Source organism: Aquincola agrisoli, assembly GCF_036621135.1.
GTDB lineage: Bacteria > Pseudomonadota > Gammaproteobacteria > Burkholderiales > Burkholderiaceae_C > Aquincola > Aquincola agrisoli.
The window spans coordinates 1-16300 of record NZ_JAZIBG010000025.1; the positions used below are offsets into that span (position 1 = coordinate 1).

12 protein-coding genes and 1 pseudogene are annotated in these 16300 nt (G+C 71.4%); 6 read left to right on the forward strand and 7 right to left on the reverse strand.

The window, feature by feature from the left end; all coding sequences use genetic code 11:
• From V4F39_RS10970 to V4F39_RS10980, 3 genes are all read right to left on the reverse strand, one after another.
• Positions 1-2060 (reverse strand): ESPR domain-containing protein (locus V4F39_RS10970; protein ID WP_332289414.1); only part of this gene is annotated, 2060 nt, incomplete at its 3' end.
• Positions 2061-2184: 124 nt separating this feature from the next.
• The gene (locus tag V4F39_RS10975; protein WP_332289415.1) at positions 2185-3378 is read right to left on the reverse strand and encodes a M20 aminoacylase family protein; all 1194 of its coding nucleotides are present in this window, start codon (positions 3376-3378) and stop codon (positions 2185-2187) included.
• Between the two features lie 13 nt (positions 3379-3391).
• A complete protein-coding gene (locus V4F39_RS10980; RefSeq protein ID WP_332289416.1) occupies positions 3392-4372 on the reverse strand; it encodes a tripartite tricarboxylate transporter substrate binding protein in 981 nt (326 codons plus the stop codon).
• A 115-nt stretch (positions 4373-4487) separates the two neighbouring features.
• On the opposite strand from V4F39_RS10980, the gene V4F39_RS10985 reads away from it, so the two are divergent.
• Positions 4488-5438: a LysR family transcriptional regulator gene (locus tag V4F39_RS10985; RefSeq protein ID WP_332289417.1), complete on the forward strand. Its 951-nt coding sequence runs from the start codon at positions 4488-4490 to the stop codon at positions 5436-5438.
• Here V4F39_RS10985 and V4F39_RS10990 read toward each other — a convergent pair.
• Entirely contained in the window at positions 5431-6624 is a 1194-nt protein-coding gene (locus tag V4F39_RS10990; protein WP_332289418.1) for an acyl-CoA dehydrogenase, read from the reverse strand. The genes V4F39_RS10985 and V4F39_RS10990 overlap by 8 nt on opposite strands.
• A 126-nt stretch (positions 6625-6750) precedes the next feature.
• Here V4F39_RS10990 and V4F39_RS10995 point away from each other — a divergent pair, with 126 nt between their 5' ends.
• Complete coding sequence (locus tag V4F39_RS10995) at positions 6751-7641, forward strand: LysR substrate-binding domain-containing protein (protein ID WP_332289419.1); 891 nt, start codon at positions 6751-6753, stop codon at positions 7639-7641.
• Between the two features lie 31 nt (positions 7642-7672).
• The gene (locus V4F39_RS11000; protein ID WP_332289420.1) at positions 7673-8221 is read left to right on the forward strand and encodes a sugar O-acetyltransferase; all 549 of its coding nucleotides are present in this window, start codon (positions 7673-7675) and stop codon (positions 8219-8221) included.
• A gap of 85 nt (positions 8222-8306) precedes the next feature.
• Here V4F39_RS11000 and V4F39_RS11005 read toward each other — a convergent pair.
• From V4F39_RS11005 to V4F39_RS11015, 3 genes and pseudogenes are all read right to left on the reverse strand, one after another.
• Positions 8307-8975: pseudogene (locus V4F39_RS11005) on the reverse strand (SDR family NAD(P)-dependent oxidoreductase).
• A 153-nt stretch (positions 8976-9128) separates the two neighbouring features.
• Positions 9129-9701, reverse strand: a complete 573-nt coding sequence (locus V4F39_RS11010; RefSeq protein ID WP_332289422.1) for a hypothetical protein — start codon at positions 9699-9701, stop codon at positions 9129-9131.
• A gap of 12 nt (positions 9702-9713) precedes the next feature.
• Complete coding sequence (locus V4F39_RS11015; RefSeq protein WP_332289423.1) at positions 9714-10517, reverse strand: PEP-CTERM sorting domain-containing protein; 804 nt, start codon at positions 10515-10517, stop codon at positions 9714-9716.
• Between the two features lie 430 nt (positions 10518-10947).
• Here V4F39_RS11015 and V4F39_RS11020 point away from each other — a divergent pair, with 430 nt between their 5' ends.
• Genes V4F39_RS11020 through V4F39_RS11030 form a run of 3 tightly spaced genes read left to right on the forward strand, consistent with a single transcriptional unit; the run spans position 10948 to position 16168 of the window.
• Positions 10948-12672: a M14 family zinc carboxypeptidase gene (locus V4F39_RS11020; RefSeq protein WP_332289424.1), complete on the forward strand. Its 1725-nt coding sequence runs from the start codon at positions 10948-10950 to the stop codon at positions 12670-12672.
• Positions 12669-14873 carry a S9 family peptidase gene (locus tag V4F39_RS11025; RefSeq protein ID WP_332289425.1) on the forward strand — a complete coding sequence of 735 codons (2205 nt, stop codon included), beginning with the start codon at positions 12669-12671 and terminating at the stop codon, positions 14871-14873. Before V4F39_RS11020 ends, V4F39_RS11025 begins: the two co-directional genes overlap by 4 nt.
• A complete protein-coding gene (locus tag V4F39_RS11030; RefSeq protein ID WP_332289426.1) occupies positions 14852-16168 on the forward strand; it encodes a M64 family metallopeptidase in 1317 nt (438 codons plus the stop codon). The genes V4F39_RS11025 and V4F39_RS11030 overlap by 22 nt, the downstream gene beginning before the upstream one ends.
• The last annotated feature ends 132 nt before the right edge of the window (positions 16169-16300 follow it).

Sequence of the window (16300 nt, forward strand, 5' to 3'; positions counted from 1 at the left end):
GAGCCGCCGCCCGCGCCGAAGCCGCCGTTGCCGCCGCTGCCGCCGTCGCCGCCGGCGCCGCCGTCGGTGCCGCTGAGCGCGCCGTTGCCGCCCACGCCGCCGTTGCCGCCCGCGCCACCGCCGTAGAAGGTAGAGCCCTTGCCGCCGTTGCCGCCCGCGCCGCCGTCGCCGCCGCGGCCGGCCGTGCCGTTGCTGAGCTCGACGCCCCAGGTCACCAGGTTGGCGATGGCCACGCCCAGGTCGACGTAGGCCACGCCCGCGGCGATCACGTGCGCCGCCGACAGCACCGCGTTGGGCGGGAAGGTGGCGAGCGCGCCCGCGGCCGCCGCGGTGTCCGCCACGGCCGTCTTGGTGGCGTTCAGCACCGCGAAGGTCAGGCCGTAGTTGAACGGCGCGCCGGAGCTGCCGTTGCCGCCGTTGCCGCCGCGGCCGCCCGCGCCGTTGGTGCCGCTGCCGGCGTTGCCACCGTTGGTGCCCGACGAGCCTTCGCCGTCGCGGATCCAGACGATGCCGTTGGTCGCGCTGTTGCCCCGGTTGCCGTTGCCGCCGGTGGCACCGGTGGCCGCGATGTTGTTGAGCGAGCCGCCGGTGCTGTAGGCCGAGCTGGCCAGGAAGCCCGACACGCTGCCGGTGGGCGTGGCGCTCAGCGTCACGGTGTTGCCCGAGATCGACAGGATGGTCGTGCCGTCGGGGATGCCGGCGCCTTCGAGCTTCATGCCGACCTGCAGGCCGGCCGCGCTCTTGAGCTGCAGCGTGGCGCCGGCCTGCGCGAGGATGCTCTTGGTCGAGATCTCGCCGGGGATCGCCGTCAGGTTGTTGCTCAGCGTGATCTTGCCGGTCTGGCTGTCGATCGCGGTGATGGTGGTGCCGGCGGGGATGCCGTTGCCGGTGATGGCGCTGCCGACCGTGAAGCGGCTGTCCATCATCCCGAGCTGGATCTGGTTCTGGCCGACGGTGCCGATCGGCAGCGAGCCGGCGAAGCTCAGGCCGGTGATCGGGTTCGACAGCGTCACCACGTCGCCGTTGATGGCGGTGACCTGGGTGTTGGCAGGCACGCCGTCGCCGGTCAGCGTCATGCCGACGGCCAGGCCGAGGCCGGTGGCGGCGAGCTTGATCTCGTTGGCGTTCGCGGTCGTCTGGAACTGCGACGCCTGGAAGCTGGTGACGTCGACCAGCTTGATCGCGCCGTTGACCGCCGAGGTGACGTTGTTGCTCAGCGTGATCGAGGTGACGGCGTTGCTGCCGTCGCGCGTGACCTGCGTGATCGTCGTGCCGTCGGGGATGCCGGCGCCCACCACCGTCATGCCGGTGGCGACGTCGGAGGGCGCCATGCCGCTGAACGACGCGCTGGTGATGGTGTTGCTGCCGTTGGCCGCCGTGGCGCCGGCCACCGACTTGATCGCCGAGGCATCCACGGTGACGGGCTGGACGAAGGTGACGTCGGTGCCCGACAGCGTGTCGATGGTGCCGGTGGCGCCACCCAGCGAGACGAGGCTGCCCGCCTTCAGCAGCGGGTTGGCCGAGCCGAGCGTGACGCCGGAGATGGTCAGCGTGCCGGCGGTGTCGACGATGGTCGGCTTGATCTGGAAGGCCGTGACCGAGGTGACGTCAGCGGACTTCTCGATCAGCGTCAGCGAGGCGCCGCTGACGTTGACGTCCGGCGTGCTGCCGCCCTCGCCGCCCTTGACGGTGTTGCGCTCGAAGGTGACGTTGTTCAGATGCAGCGAGCTGCCCGAGTTGACGAAGAAGACGCCACCCAGGCCGGCACCGCCGCCGCTGCCCGCGCCGCCCTGCGTATAGAAGTTGGTGAACAGCGCGTCGCTCGTCGGCAGGCCGCAGCTCCCCACCCCCACCATGCAGCCGCCGTGGCCGTTGCCGTCGACGACGGTCGTCTGCGCCTGTGCGCCGGCCCCCAGGGCCGCGAACAGCAGCGCTGGCGCGAGCGCCTTCGCCGAGGACGACTTGCCGCGCCCGCGGCTGATCTCCGAAACAGCAACCCAGCAACCCAGCGACGTGTTCCAGACGACCCTGAACACATGATTCAACGACGAACGATGCACAAACAACTCCTGGCCATCGAGCCAATGAAAGACGATGGAGGGTAGGTTTGGTCGATGCCGTCAAATTTGCCGAACTAAGAGGTGTACAACACACCCTGTAACAGAACGGTGTTCCACTGCGGGCTCAGGCGGGCGTGCCGGGCTCCGGTGCCAGGAAGCGCCGCGCCAGCAGCACCCAGTAGGCGCCGCCGACGGCGACGTTGTCGTCGTTGAAGTCGTAGCCCGGGTTGTGGACCATGCAGGCGCCTGCGCTGTCGCCGTCGCCGTTGCCCACGAAGAGGTAGCTGCCCGGCACCTGCTCCAGCATGAAGGCGAAGTCCTCGCTGCCCGGCACGGCCGGCCCCTGCAGGGTCACCTGCTGCGGGCCCAGCAGCTCGAGCGCCACCTCGCGCGCGAAGGCGGTCTCCCGCGGCGTGTTGACCAGCACCGCGTAGCCGGGGCGCCAGTCGATGTGCGCGGTGACGCCCAGGCTCTCGGCCTGCGCGGCGATCAGCGCCTTGATGCGCCGCTCCAGCGTGGCGCGCACCTCGCGGTCGAGCGCGCGCACGCTCAACTCCAGCGTGGCCGACGCCGGGATGACGTTGTTGGCCTGGCCCGCGTGCAGCGCGCCCACCGTCACCACCGCCATCTGCAGCGGATCGACGTTGCGTGAGACCACCGTCTGCAGCGCCATCACGATGCTGGCCGCGGCCACCACCGGATCGCTGGCCCGGTGCGGCATCGCGCCGTGGCCGCCCACGCCGTCGAGGCGCACGGTGGCGTAGTCGGACGACGCCATCGCCGGCCCCTCGCGCAGCACCAGCCGGCCCTGCGGGATGCCGGGCATGTTGTGCATCGCGAACACGGCGTCGCACGGGTAGCGGTCGAAGAGGCCGTCGGCCATCATGCGCAGCGCGCCGCCGCCGCCCTCCTCCGCCGGCTGGAAGATCAGGTGGAGTGTCCCGTCGAAGCCGCCCGCCTCGGCCAGCCGGCGCGCGGCAGCCAGCAGCATCGTGGTGTGGCCGTCATGGCCGCAGGCGTGCATCAGGCCCGGCCGGGCACTGGCCCAGGCCGCGCCCGAGGCCTCCTGGATCGGCAGGGCGTCCATCTCGGCGCGCAGCCCGAGGCGCTTGCGCCCGCTGCCGCGCACCAGCCGGCCGACGACGCCGGTGCCGCCGATGCCGCGCTCCACCTCGTAGCCCCAGCCTTCCAGCTTGTCGGCCACCAGCGCCGCGGTGCGGTGCTCCTCGAAGCCCAGCTCGGGGTGCCGGTGGATGTCGCGGCGCAGCGCGATGAACTCGCCAGCCTGCGGCAGCAGGGCGTTCAGCAGGTAGGTCATGCCGCGCCCCCGCTCACTGCGGCTGCAGCTTGATGGCCTTGGCGATGGCACGGTAGCGCGCCGTCTCGGCCTCGTAGAAGCGTCCAGCCTCGGCCAGCGACATCGGTGCCGACGCGAGCTGCGTCTGCGCCGCCAGCTGGGTGCGCACCTCGGGCGCCTGGAGCGCCCTGCCGATGGCGGCGTGCAGGCGCTGCACCGTGGCCTCGGGCGTCGCGCGTGGCACCAGCAAGCCGCTCCAGGTACGGTAGGCGAAGCCTTTCAGCGCCTGCCCTTCGCCGACGGTCGGCACGTCCTTCAGCAGTTCGGAGCGCTCGGCGCCGAGCTGGCCGATCACCTTCAGCCGGCCTTGCTCGGCCATCGCACCCATCGCCGCGCTGTACACCAGCACCGCGAAGTCGACCTGGCCGCCGCCCACGTCCTGCAGCAGCGGCGCGTTGCCCTTGTAGGGCACGTGCTGCAGCTTGACGCCGGTGCGCTGCTGCAGGTCCTCGAGCACCAGGTGGTAGAGCGAGCCCACGCCGACGCTGCCGTAGGTCAGCGGCTGCGCCGCCGACTGCCGCGCCAGCGCGACCAGCTCGTCGACGTTGTGCACCGGCAGGTCCTTGCGCACGAGGAACACCATCACCGCATCGGCGATCGGATGCACGAGCCGGAAATCCTCGCTCTTCAGCCGGACGGCCGCGTTCGCCAGCGGCGAGAGGATCACCTCGTTCGGCGAGCCCTGGAAGAGGTAGTGGCCGTCGGCGGGCGCCGCGAGCACCTTCTGGGCCGCCAGCGCGCCGCTCACGCCGCCCAGGTTCTCCACCAGCACCGGCTGGCCCAAATCCTTGCCCAGCGGCGTGTTGACGATGCGCGCGATGGCGTCCGACGGGCCGCCGGCGGGGTACGGCACCATCAGGTTGACGGGCTTGCTCGGGTAGGCCTGCGCCCACGCGCCGGCGGCCACCGCGCAGCAGGCAAGAAGGGCCAGGGTGTGCTTGGCGATCCGGTTCATCACGTCCGTCTCCTGAAGGGGGTGAACGCATGCTAGGAAGCGCACAATCGAAAGTCCAATGCATTGCTTTGCCGCAATCGATGCATCCGACTCATTCCATACCAAGCCCCATCCGATGACGCTCGTGCAGCTCCGGCACTTCCTCGCGCTGGCCGACAGCGGCTCCTTCAGCCAGTCGGCGCAGCGCCTGTTCATCACCCAGCCCGCATTGAGCCGCAGCATCCGCTCGCTCGAGGACGAACTGGGCCGGCCGCTGTTCGACCGCATCGGCCGCCGCAGCGAGCTGACGCCGTTCGGGCAGGAGATGGTGCCGCGCGCGCGGCAGCTGGTGGCCGATGCCGACGAGATGATGGGCAGCGGCAGGCAGTCGGCGGACGGCGCAGGCGGCAGCCTGCGCATCGGCCTGGGCTCGGGGCCCGGCGCGATGCTGATGAACCCCCTGCTGATGCACATGGCGACCCGCCATCCGGAGCTGCGGCTGGAGGTCTCGCGGGCCCGCACCGCCCTGCTGGTGCAGGCGCTGCGGGCGCGTGCGCTCGATGCGCTGGTGGTCGATGCGCGATCGCTGTCGCCGGCGCCCGACCTGCACGTCGAGGCCGTGCAGGAGATGCGCGGCTCGTTCATGTGCCGGCCCGGCCATCCGCTGGCCCGGCGTGCCAGCGTGCGCTTCGACGACGTGCGCGGCTACCCGATCGCCTCCATACCGCTCAGCGACGAGGTGGCGCGCGTGATGGTCGAGCGCTACGGCGAGGCGGCGCACCCGGCCGCCTGCGTCACGCTGTGCTGCGAGGAGATTCCGAGCCTGGTGGAGGTGGCGTTGCACACCGACGCGGTGCTGGTCTCGATCCGCGCCGCGGCCCCGGGCCTGGTGGAGCTGCCGATGGCCCCGACGCTCGACTTCAATGCCCGCTTCGCGCTGGTGACGCTGGGGCGGCGCACGCCGGTGCCGGCGCTGCCGATCGTGCGCGGCCTGATGCAGGCGCTGATGCGCGACGAAGCCGAGCCGGCGGCCGCGGCGGACGCTCCCGCGTCGAGGCCCGGCCGGCGGCGCAGGAAGCTCAGTTAGAGAACGCCGCGATCCCGGTGATCGCGCGGCCGAGGATCAGCGCATGCACGTCGTGCGTGCCTTCGTAGGTGTTCACCACTTCCAGGTTCACCAAGTGGCGCGCCACGCCGAACTCGTCGCTGATGCCGTTGCCGCCCATCATGTCGCGCGCCACGCGGGCGATGTCCAAGGCCTTGCCGCAGTTGTTGCGCTTCAGGATCGAGGTGACCTCGACGGCCGCGGTGCCGGCGTCCTTCATGCGGCCGAGCTGCAGCACGCCCTGCAGGCCCAGGCTGATCTCGGTCAGCATGTCGGCGAGCTTCTTCTGCACGAGCTGGTTGGCGGCGAGCGGGCGGCCGAACTGCTTGCGGTCGAGCACGTACTGGCGGGCGCGGTGGAAGCAGTCTTCCGCGGCGCCCATCGCGCCCCAGGCGATGCCGTAGCGCGCGCTGTTCAGGCAGGTGAACGGGCCCTTCAGGCCGCGCACCTCGGGGAAGGCGTTCTCCTCGGGGCAGAACACCTCGTCCATCACGATCTCGCCGGTGACGCTGGAGCGCAGGCCCACCTTGCCGTGGATGGCGGGGGCGCTCAGGCCCTTCCAGCCCTTTTCCAGGATGAAGCCGCGGATCGCGCCTTCGTCGTCCTTGGCCCAGACCACGAACACGTCGGCGATCGGGCTGTTGGTGATCCACATCTTGGCGCCGCTGATGCTGTAGCCGCCGGCCACCTTCTTGGCGCGGGTGATCATGCTGCCGGGGTCGGAGCCGTGGTTCGGCTCGGTGAGGCCGAAGCAGCCGATCCATTCGCCGGCGGCCAGCTTGGGCAGGTACTTCTGCTTCTGCGCCTCGGTGCCGAACTCGTTGATCGGCACCATCACCAGCGACGACTGCACGCTCATCATCGAGCGGTATCCGGAATCGACGCGCTCCACCTCGCGCGCCACCAGCCCGTAGCAGATGTAGTTAAGGCCCGCGCCGCCGTACTGCTCGGGGATCGTCGCGCCCAGCAGGCCCAGCTCGCCCATCTCGCGGAAGATCGCCGCGTCGGTCTTCTCGTGGCGGAAGGCCTCGAGCACGCGCGTGGCCAGGCGGTCCTGGCAATAGGCCTGGGCCGCGTCGCGCACCGAGCGCTCTTCATCGGTCAGCTGCTGGTCGAGCAGCAGCGGGTCGTCCCAGTGGAAGCTGGCGCGTGTGTTCGAAGAAGTCATTTCGGTGTCTCGCGGAGTTAGGATGGCTGGAAGCTGGAATCTATGCGCTCGGCCCCCGCGGCGCAAACGATTTGCGCGCACGCTGGTGTGCGTTTGAAGCACTTCGTAAGACTTACCGAGACCCGCGTGCGCAGGAAGATCCCCTCGCTCGGCGCCCTCGCCGCCTTCGAATCGGCGGCGCGGCACCAGAGCTTCACCGCGGCGGCCGACGAACTGGCCGTCACCCAGAGTGCCGTGTGCCGCCAGGTCGCGGCGCTGGAGGACTTCATCGGCGTCAAGCTCTTCCGCCGCACGCGCCGCGGCGTGGTGCTGACCGAGGCCGGCCAGAACTACAGCCGCAGCGTGCGCGAGCGGCTCGACGACGTCGAGCGCGACACGCTGGAGGTGATGTCAAAGGGCGCGCTCGGCGGCTCGCTCGAGCTCGGCGTGGTGCCCACCTTCGCCACGCAGTGGCTGCTGCCGCGGCTGCCCGATTTCCAGCGGGCGCACCCCGGCATCACGCTGCACTTCGCGCCGCGGACCCGGCCCTTCCTGTTCGACGACACCACGCTGCATGCGGCGATCTACGCCGGCCAGGCCGGCTGGCCGGGCACCGAATCGCACCTGCTGATGCACGAGCCGATGATCGCGGTGGCCAGCCCCTCGCTGGTGCCCGGGCCGCTGCAGGTGGCCGACCTGGCGCGGCACACGCTGCTGCAGTCCAGCACCCGCCCCTACGCCTGGCGGCAGTGGCTGGGCGCCCAGGGCCTGGCGGTGGAGAACGACGTCGCCGGCCCGCGCATGGAGCTGTTCTCGATGCTGGCGAAGGCCGCGGTGCACGGGCTGGGCATCGCGCTCATTCCGCGGCTGCTGATCGAGGACGACCTCGCCACCGGCCGGCTGCGGCAGGTGCTGCCGTTCGAGTGGGTCAGCGACCGGTCGTACTACCTGATCCACCCGCAGTCGGCCACGCCGCGGCCGGCGCTGGCGGCCTTCAGCAGCTGGCTGCTCGCACAGACGGCGGGCTACCGCGGCTGAACTTCCGCGGCCCGGTGCCATCGGAGCGAGGATGGAACGCACCCATAAGCAGCGCATGCTGGCCGGCGAGCCCTACTCCGCCGAAGACCCCGAGCTCCAGCGCGAGCTCGCGGCCAACGAGGCCTGGCTCGCCCGGTACAACGCCTCGCTCGCCCTGGGCCGCGCGCAGCGGTGGCAGATGCTGTCGGGCCACCTGGGCGCGGTCGGGGCCGGCACCCAGGTCAGGCCGCCGTTCCATTGCGACTACGGCTTCAACATCCGGCTCGGCGCCAACGTGTTCATCAACTTCAACTGCGTCATCCTCGACGTGGTCGAGGTCTCGGTCGGCGATGGCACGCAGATGGGCCCCGGCGTGCAGCTGCTGGCGGCCGACCACCCGCGCGATGCGGCCACCCGCCGCCAGGGCCTGGAGTTCGGCCGGCCCGTGCGCGTGGGCCGCGACGTGTGGATCGGCGCCGGCGCGCTGGTGCTGCCGGGCGTCAGCATCGGCGACGGCGCCCTGGTCGCCGCGGGCAGCATCGTGACGCGGGACGTGCCGGCCGGCGCGACGGTGAAGGGCAACCCGGCGCGGCCGGCTTGAGGCCGGCAGCGGATCGCGGCTCCGCGGCGGGCAGGTCGAGGCCGGGGCCGCGCTCAAACTGGATGCGGCCGCCGCCAGCGAGACCTCAGCCTGCCCGCGCGAAGTCCGTCGACGCCGCCAGCGCCTCCCACGCCTTCGTCTCCCGCTTGACAAACGCGTGCTTGTCGCGGATCACCTGCAGCGCCTCGGTGCCCATCGGCAGCCGCAGCATCGCCTGCGCCAGACGCAGCGGATCGCCCGGCTGGTTCAGGCTGCCCTCGAGGAACTCGGTGCGGAAGTAGCCCGGCTCCACCGCCGTGGCATGGATGCCCAGCAGCGCCAGCTCGCCGTGCAGCGCCTCGGTGAGCCCCTCGACCGCGAACTTGGTCGAGCAGTACACCCCGAAGCCCGGGCCCGACCGGCAGCCGCCCAGCGACGAGATGTTGATCACGTGGCCGCTGCGGCGCGCACGCATCGACGGCAGCACCGCACGCGTCACGTTCAGCAGGCCGAAGACGTTGGTCTTTTAGAGGCGGCGCACTTCGTCGGCGGTGGCTTCCTCCACCGCGCCGAGCAGGCCGAAGCCGGCGTTGTTGACGAGCACGTCGATGCGGCCGAAGCGCGCCAGAGCGGCCTCCACCACGTGGCCGGCCATCGCTGCAGCGGCTTCCGCCACCCGACGAGCGGCAAGCTGATGCCGTGGGAGTTCAAGGTGGGCGAGCCCCTTGCGCCCCGCGAAGGTCCGCAGCGGCGCGGCGCCTGGCCGGCCGAACACGCCGGAAGCGGCGCAGAACGGACCGGCCAGCGCGGTGGCCTGAGCGCCGTGGTGGTGGCTGGCCAAGGCGCAGTCGATGATGTCTCGGTGCGGCGGACGCCCGGCCGGCTCGACCGACGCGAGATTGCCGCGCTGGTCTCGGCAAACGGTGGCTCAGTCCCTGGCCGTCACCGACCCCTCGGACAGGTTCATGAGAAGCGCACGGCCAGCGGCCTCGAAGCGAACGGAGCGGCCGTCAGCCGCCACCATCGGCGGTGCACTGAGCCAGATGCCGAGCCGAGCGTGATCCGCCACTGCGCGGCGCGGAACGCCGAGCAGTTGCACCAGCGCATCGAGTCCGAGATGGGCCATCTCGGTGCCGTCGACGGCCAGCAGCATCAGCGCATGCCGCGAAGGGACGTTGATCCACTCGTCCACCAGCACGGTCTGGCCCGCGTCGGTCACGAGCAGGTGGCGTGGCCCACGCTCATGCGGCAGCTGCTTTTGCCAGAGCATCCGCGGGCCGGCATCGTCGTGGAGGCGCAGGGTGGCCAGCGCGTAGCGGCTTCGCCAGCCGTCCCGAGACTCCACCGTCAGCACGAACCGACCGGACGGCGATTCGGACGTGCGCCGCTCGGGCGGCAGCACGATGCGGTCCGCCCGTACACGGCCCGATGCTTCCGCCGCGAGGGCGTGGCCGCCGGCAACCATCGGAAGCACCCACCCGAAAAACCGCCGGCGTCGCATGCCGAGCCTCTTTCAGTGCCGGCGGCGGATACCCGTCAGCGCCGCGAGCCCCAGACCCATCAGCAGGTACGTACTGGGTTCAGGGATCGGGCTGACGTCACGCAACAACGTACTCTGCAGCGCGTGATCGATGTGGTGCTGCGGCAGCCAGCCGTAGCCCAGGCCGTCCGGCCGAATGTCCGCCAGCGTCGTGGGCACATTGCGGACGCCGCCGCTGGCCATCAGCGTGCTGGGATCGAGCGAATGCCCCGGATCTTCCGCACCCGCGTAATCCGGGAAGTTCTCAGGCACCAGGCCGAGGTTGTGGCCGATCTCGTGCGCCAGCGTGTCGATGCGGCCCGTGCAACCGGCGGCACCGTTGCAGTCGAACGACTGGATATCGGACATCGACATGATCAGTCCTCCTGCGCTGTCGTAGCCGACGCCGTATGCGCCCGCATAGCTATTGACCAGGAACATGTCGACCGTCGAATGGTTGAGGCCGGCCATGCCGGGGAAGACCGAGTTATACAGGTCATCGAACGTGTCGCCCGCCGTGTCGCCGATGTCGTAGAACTGGTCGCTCACGATCGCTTTGACGAAGTTGAACGTCACGCGGATCCCGGCTTGTGCCCAGATCTTGTTGGTGGCGTCGGCGTAGTACGCGTTGCCGGCGGGGCCGGTGCTTGCACAGTCGCCCAGCGTGTTGCACAGCTGGTACACGGAGACGTCGAGCTGCTTGGTGATCGGGGTGGCAGATGCCGAGCTTGCCGCGCAGGACAGCCAGGCGGCGCAGACCAGGGAGAGGGCGAGTCGGTATGTGGAGGTGGTGGGCATGTGAGTGGTTCTCGGGGGTTGCTCAAAGGAAGTCCAGGGCCGCGTCCTGGACGCGCGGCGCAGGGCGCTCTGGTGCGCCACGTCCTCCCCGGCTCGTGGAGTCGTCCGAGCCGCCCCGCACCGGCAAATGCAACTTATGTGCCAAAAAAAGATGAATTCAGATTCAAATTTGCAAATACCACCTAAATCAATGGGATGCACCTGCAAACATGTGAATTTTTATTGATCGATCGACGTCGACATCGCCATTGATGGCATATTTTGTAAAGCAATCCGACAGTCTCCCGCTGCATTTGTCAGCGCCTGCGGCGAGTCGGCGCCGTCGCCAGGGCCTGGACGCTGGGCGCGCAGGAGCCGCCTATACACTGCTTTTGGGCTTGGCACGGCCGCCTCCGGCCGTCACCGCAGCGACCGGGGCACACTGCACAGCATGACGATCGACTGGACCACGCCCTTCGAACAGGGCAACGGCAACGAAACCGCCACGTGGCGGCAATGCATCGGCTTCCACCAGCGCCTCGCGCAGGCCTTCCCGCAGTGGCTGCGCTTCGAGGAAGCCGGCCGCTCGGACGGCGGGGTGCCGATCCACGTGGGCGTCTTTTCCGCCGACGGCGTGTTCGATCCGCAGGCCGTCAAGGCCGCCGGGCGGCCCGTGTTCTTCAACAACAACGGCATCCACCCCGGCGAGCCCGAAGGCATCGACGCCTGCATGGCGATGCTGCGCGACCTGTGCCTGGACCCCGCCCGCCGCGCCGCGCTGGGCCGCACGGTGCTGGTCTACATCCCCGTCTACAACGTGGACGGCGCGCTCGACCGCCAGGACACCAGCCGCGTCAACCAGCTCGGCCCCGAGGCCTTCGGCTTCCGCGGCAACGCCCGCCACCTCGACCTGAACCGCGACTTCATCAAGGCCGACAGCCTGAACGCCCGCACCTTCGCGCAGGTGTTCACCCGCTGGGACCCGGACGTGATGGTCGACACCCACACCTCCAACGGCGCCGACTACCAGCACGTGGTGACGCTGATCCCCACGCAGCCCGACAAGCTCGGCGGCCGCACCGGCGCGCACCTGCGCGACGCGATGCTGCCGGCGCTCTATGCCGACATGGCGGCGCGCGGCTTCCCGATGTGCCCCTACGTCAACCCGGTGAAGGAGATCCCGGACGACGGCATCGCCGACTTCCTCGATTCGCCTCGTTTTTCGACCGGCTACGCGGCGCTGCACCACACCATCGGCTTCATGCCGGAGACGCACATGCTGAAGCCCTTCGCGCAGCGCTACCACGGCACGCGCGCACTGGTGGACAGCGCGCTCGCTTACACGGTGGCCCACGGCGATGCGATCCGCGCCGCGCGCGCGGCCGACCGCGCGGCGGTCTCGGGCGGCGCGCCGGTGGCGCTGAACTGGCGGCTCGACGAGACGCGCAACCGGCCCTTCCGTTTCAGCGGCTTCCAGGCCGTGCACGAGCCCAGCCGGCTCGGCACCTACCAACGGCTGCGCTACGACCGCGCGGCCCCCTGGGAGCAGGACATCCCCTACTTCGACCGTTACGAAGCCACCGCCGCCGCCGTGCCGCCGCGTGCCTACCTGCTGCCCCAGGCCTGGCACGACGTGGCGCAACGCCTGCAGGTGCACGGCCTGCCGCTGCGGCGCGCGGTGCGCGCGGGCCGCGTGGCGGCCGAGGCCTACCGCGTCACCCGCTTCGACAAGCGCCGCCTGCCCTTCGAAGGCCGTCACCTGCACGACGTGCTGGAAGTGCGGGCCGAAGCGCTCGATGCGGAAGTCGCCGCCGGCGACTGGCTGGTGCCGCTCGGCGGCCCGCACGACCGCTTCGCCGTCGAGACGCTGGAGCCGCTGGGCATCGACAGCTTCTTCCGCTGGGCCTTCTTCGACAGCGTGCTCGACAAGAAGGAGACCTTCAGCGACTACGTGTTCGAGGACGAGGCCGAGCGCCTGCTCGCCACCGAGCCCGGGCTGCGCGAGCGCTTCGAGGCCTGGAAGGCCGCCCGCCCCGGCCAGCTCGGCGACCCGCAGGCCGTGCTCGGCTTCATCTTCCTGAACGCGCGGCGCTACGCGGAGCCGGCATGGCGCCGCTGCCCCGTGCTGCGGCTGCCCGACATCCCAGAAGCCCTGCTCGCCGAGGAGGCCCGATGAGCCGCCCCATCCAATCCGAAGACTTCGTCCCCGTCAGCTCACCGGCCGCGGTGCCGGTGCAATCGGCGCAGTTCAGCGCCGACGGCCGGCGCATCGCCTACCTGCACCGCCACGGCGGGCCGGACACGCTGGCGCTGTCGGTGTTCGATCGCGACACCGGCCGCAGCAGCCTGCGGCTGGCGGCCGATGCGCTGCCGCCGGTGGCGATGTCGCTCGACGAGGAGCTGGCGCGCGAGCGCGCCCGGCAGCGCTTTTCCGGCATCACCCACGCGCGCTGGCTGCCGGGCACCGACACGCTGTGGTCCGTGGCCTCCAATCGGCTGGTGCTGGCCGGGCCCGGCGGCGCCGTGGCGGCCCTGTACGAGCACGCCCGCTTCATCGAGGCCGCCGTGGCCACGCCCTCGCCCGCCGGCCACGCGATCACCTTCGTCGCAGGCGGCGACCTGTGGCGTGCGCCGGTGGCCGCCGGCGGCACGGCCTTCGGCGCCCCGCAGCGCCTCACCGGCGACGGCAGCGCCACGGTGCTCAACGGCATCCCCGACGGGATGACGCGCGAGGAGATCTTCAACGGCGCGGCGTTCCTGACGACCGGCGACGGGCAGCAACTGGCGTGGGCGCGCTTCGACGTGGGTGCCGTCGAGGCCATCGCCGTGGGCAACGGCGCCCAGACGCGCATCGAATCGACGCGTTATGCCCGACCCGGGCTGCCGGTGGCGGTGTTCAGCATCGAAGCGCTGGCACTCGGCGAGGGCGGCGCCCGCCGCACCCTGCTGCCGGCTTCGCCCGAGTGGCCCTACTTCCACGGCCTCGTCGAATGGGGCGCCGGCACGCTGCTGCTGACGCGGCTGTCGCGCGACCAGACCCGGCTGCAGCTACTGAAGATCGATCTGGCGAGCGGAGAGTCCGGCGAGCTGCTGACGCTGGTGCAGGCCCCGTGGATCAACGCGATCGCCCCGCCGCTGCGCCGCGGGGACGGCAGCTTCCTGCTGGTCCACGAGAACGCCGGCATCGGCCGCATCGGCCTGTACGACGCGCAGGGCCGCTGGCAGCGCGACATCGGCGACGGCACCGGGCACGTCGACGGCCTGCTGGGCCTGGACGCCGGCCGCCAGGGCGTGTTGTTCGGCGCGACGGGCACCGACCCGCGCGAACGCCACCTCTTCCACGCCTCGCCGGACGGCGGCTGGGCGAGCGTGCCGCTGACCCGGGCCCCCGGCGTGCACGGGGCCTCGCTCGCGCCCGACGCGCGCAGCTGGCTGCACACGCACGAGGCGCTGGGCACGCCGCCCTCGGTGACGCTCCAAACGATCGACGGCGGCATCGAGCACCGCTTCGCCAACGGCACCGCGCCGGCCTGGATGCCCGACTGGGTCGCCGGCGTGAGGCCGCCGCGCCTGCTCGACGTGGTGTCGGCCGACGGCGAGACGCCGCTGCACGCCGCCGTGTACGAGCCCGATGCCGACATGCCGGGCCCGCGGCCGGTGGTGCTGCTGGTGTACGGCGGCCCGCACCTGCAGGCGGTGCGCAACGCCTGGGCGCTGACGGTCGACCTGCGCGCGCAGTACCTGGCGCAGCGCGGCTTCTACGTCATCAAGGTGGACAACCGTGGCGCCGCCGGCCGCGGCATCGTGTTCGAGCAACCCGTGTACGGCCGGCTCGGCCATGCCGAGGTCGACGACCAGTGCGCCGCGCTCGAGCAGCTGCTGCCCCGGCTGCCGCGCGCCGACCGCAGCAGCATCGCCGCCTGCGGCTGGAGCTACGGCGGCTACATGGCGCTGCGCTGCCTGCAGCGGCGGCCCGACCTCTTCCGCGCTGGCGTCGCCGGAGCGCCGGTGGTGAACTGGGAGGACTACGACGCGCCCTACACCGAGCGCTACATGGGCACGCCGGTGCCGCTGCCGGCCTTCGCGGGCAGCAATGCCGAGGGCTACCGCGCGTCGAGCGTCGTCCGCGGCGACGGCGTGGTGAACCGGCCGCTGCTGCTGATCCACGGCCTCAACGACGAGAACGTGCTGCTGCGCCACAGCGCCGCGCTGATGGAAGACCTGGCCGCGCGGCGCGTTCCCTACGAGCTGCTGCTGCTGCCGGGCGAGCGGCACGGCGTGCGCTCCGCGGTGCAGCGGCCCTACCTGGAGCTGCGCATCGCCGAGTTCCTGGCGCGCACGCTGGAGGGCGATGCATGGCAGCCCGGGCGGCCATGACCGCGCTGCGCCTGGACCTGGTCCACATCGGCTCGCAGCAGGCCGAGCGCTACGAGCTGCTGCAGTTCGGCAGCTCGGCCGCGGCCGATGCGCACCGCCGCGGCCACCTCGACGACCGCGGCACCTACCGCTGGACGGTCACGGCGCCCGACGGCAGCGTGGCCGCGTCGCGCGGCTACTCCGCGCTGTTCGAGGAATGGCAGAGCACGGTCGCCGGCGATCCGCAGCCGCGCGAGGGCCGCTTCAACGAGTCGCACGTGGTGCCCTGGGTGGCGGGCGGCCGCCTGCGCATCGAACGGCGCGAAGCCGGCGAGCGCTTCCGCACGATCTTCGACACCGTGCTGCCCGACGCCGGCATGCCCGTGCCGCCCGCGCCGTGGCGCAGCGACCGGCGGTTGCACGAACTGCACGGCGACGGCCCCGTGCGGCTGCTGATGGTGGCCGAAGGCTTCGCGGCCGGCGAGGAGGCCGCGTTCCTCGCCGCCGCACGCCGGGCCTGCGAGGTGCTGCGCGCCACCGATCCCTTCTCCGCCTTCGCCGGCCGGCTGCGCTTCTCGGCGCTGTTCGTGCCGAGCCCGGCGTCGGGCATCCCCACCCGGCCCGAGGACGCCGGCACCACCAGCTTCGGCAGCAGCTACGGCGCGCTGGGCATGGCGCGCTACCTGGTGGCAACCGACCTGCATGCCCTCGGCCGTGCGACCGAAGGCATTGCGCATGCCGCGACGATCGTGCTGGCCAACGCCGGCACCTACGGCGGCAGCGGCATCTTCAACACGAACTGCCTGGTCCCCGCCGGGATGGACGACGCCGACTTCGGCTACGTGCTGCCCCACGAGCTGGGCCATTCGCTGGGCGGGCTGGGCGACGAGTACTTCGGCAAGGAAGTGACCTACGACACCGAGGGTGCCGACGCCTGGCAGCCGTGGGAGCCCAACGTCTCGCCGATGGACGTGCAGGGCCGCGTGAAGTGGTCGGCACGCGTGGCCGCCGGCGTGCCGGTGCCCACGCCGTGGCAGCACGCGGAGTACCTGCGCCTCATGCAGGTGCCGCTGCTGCCCAGCGCCGACCCGGCCGCCCGGCCGCCGGCCGAGGTGCGCGCCGAACTCGCCGCCGTGATGGCGCAGGAGCCATGGGCCGAGCGCATCGGCGTGTTCGAGGGCGCGCGCTACCTGGCGCACGGGCTGTATCGGCCCGAGTCCGACTGCCGCATGTTCACCCGCAGCGCGACGCGCTTCTGCGCGATCTGCCGGGAGACGCTGGCGGGGGTGCTGGCCGGTGCATCGCCGGATGCTTAGGCCTCCGCTCCTGGGGCGGGCCGCCGCCTGGCGTGCGGCCATCCGCGAAGGCGACGAGCAGTTGGACCGGGGCGAAGGCATCCCCTACGGCCCCGACGTCCTGGACAACATCGCGGAGGAAGCCCTCAGGCC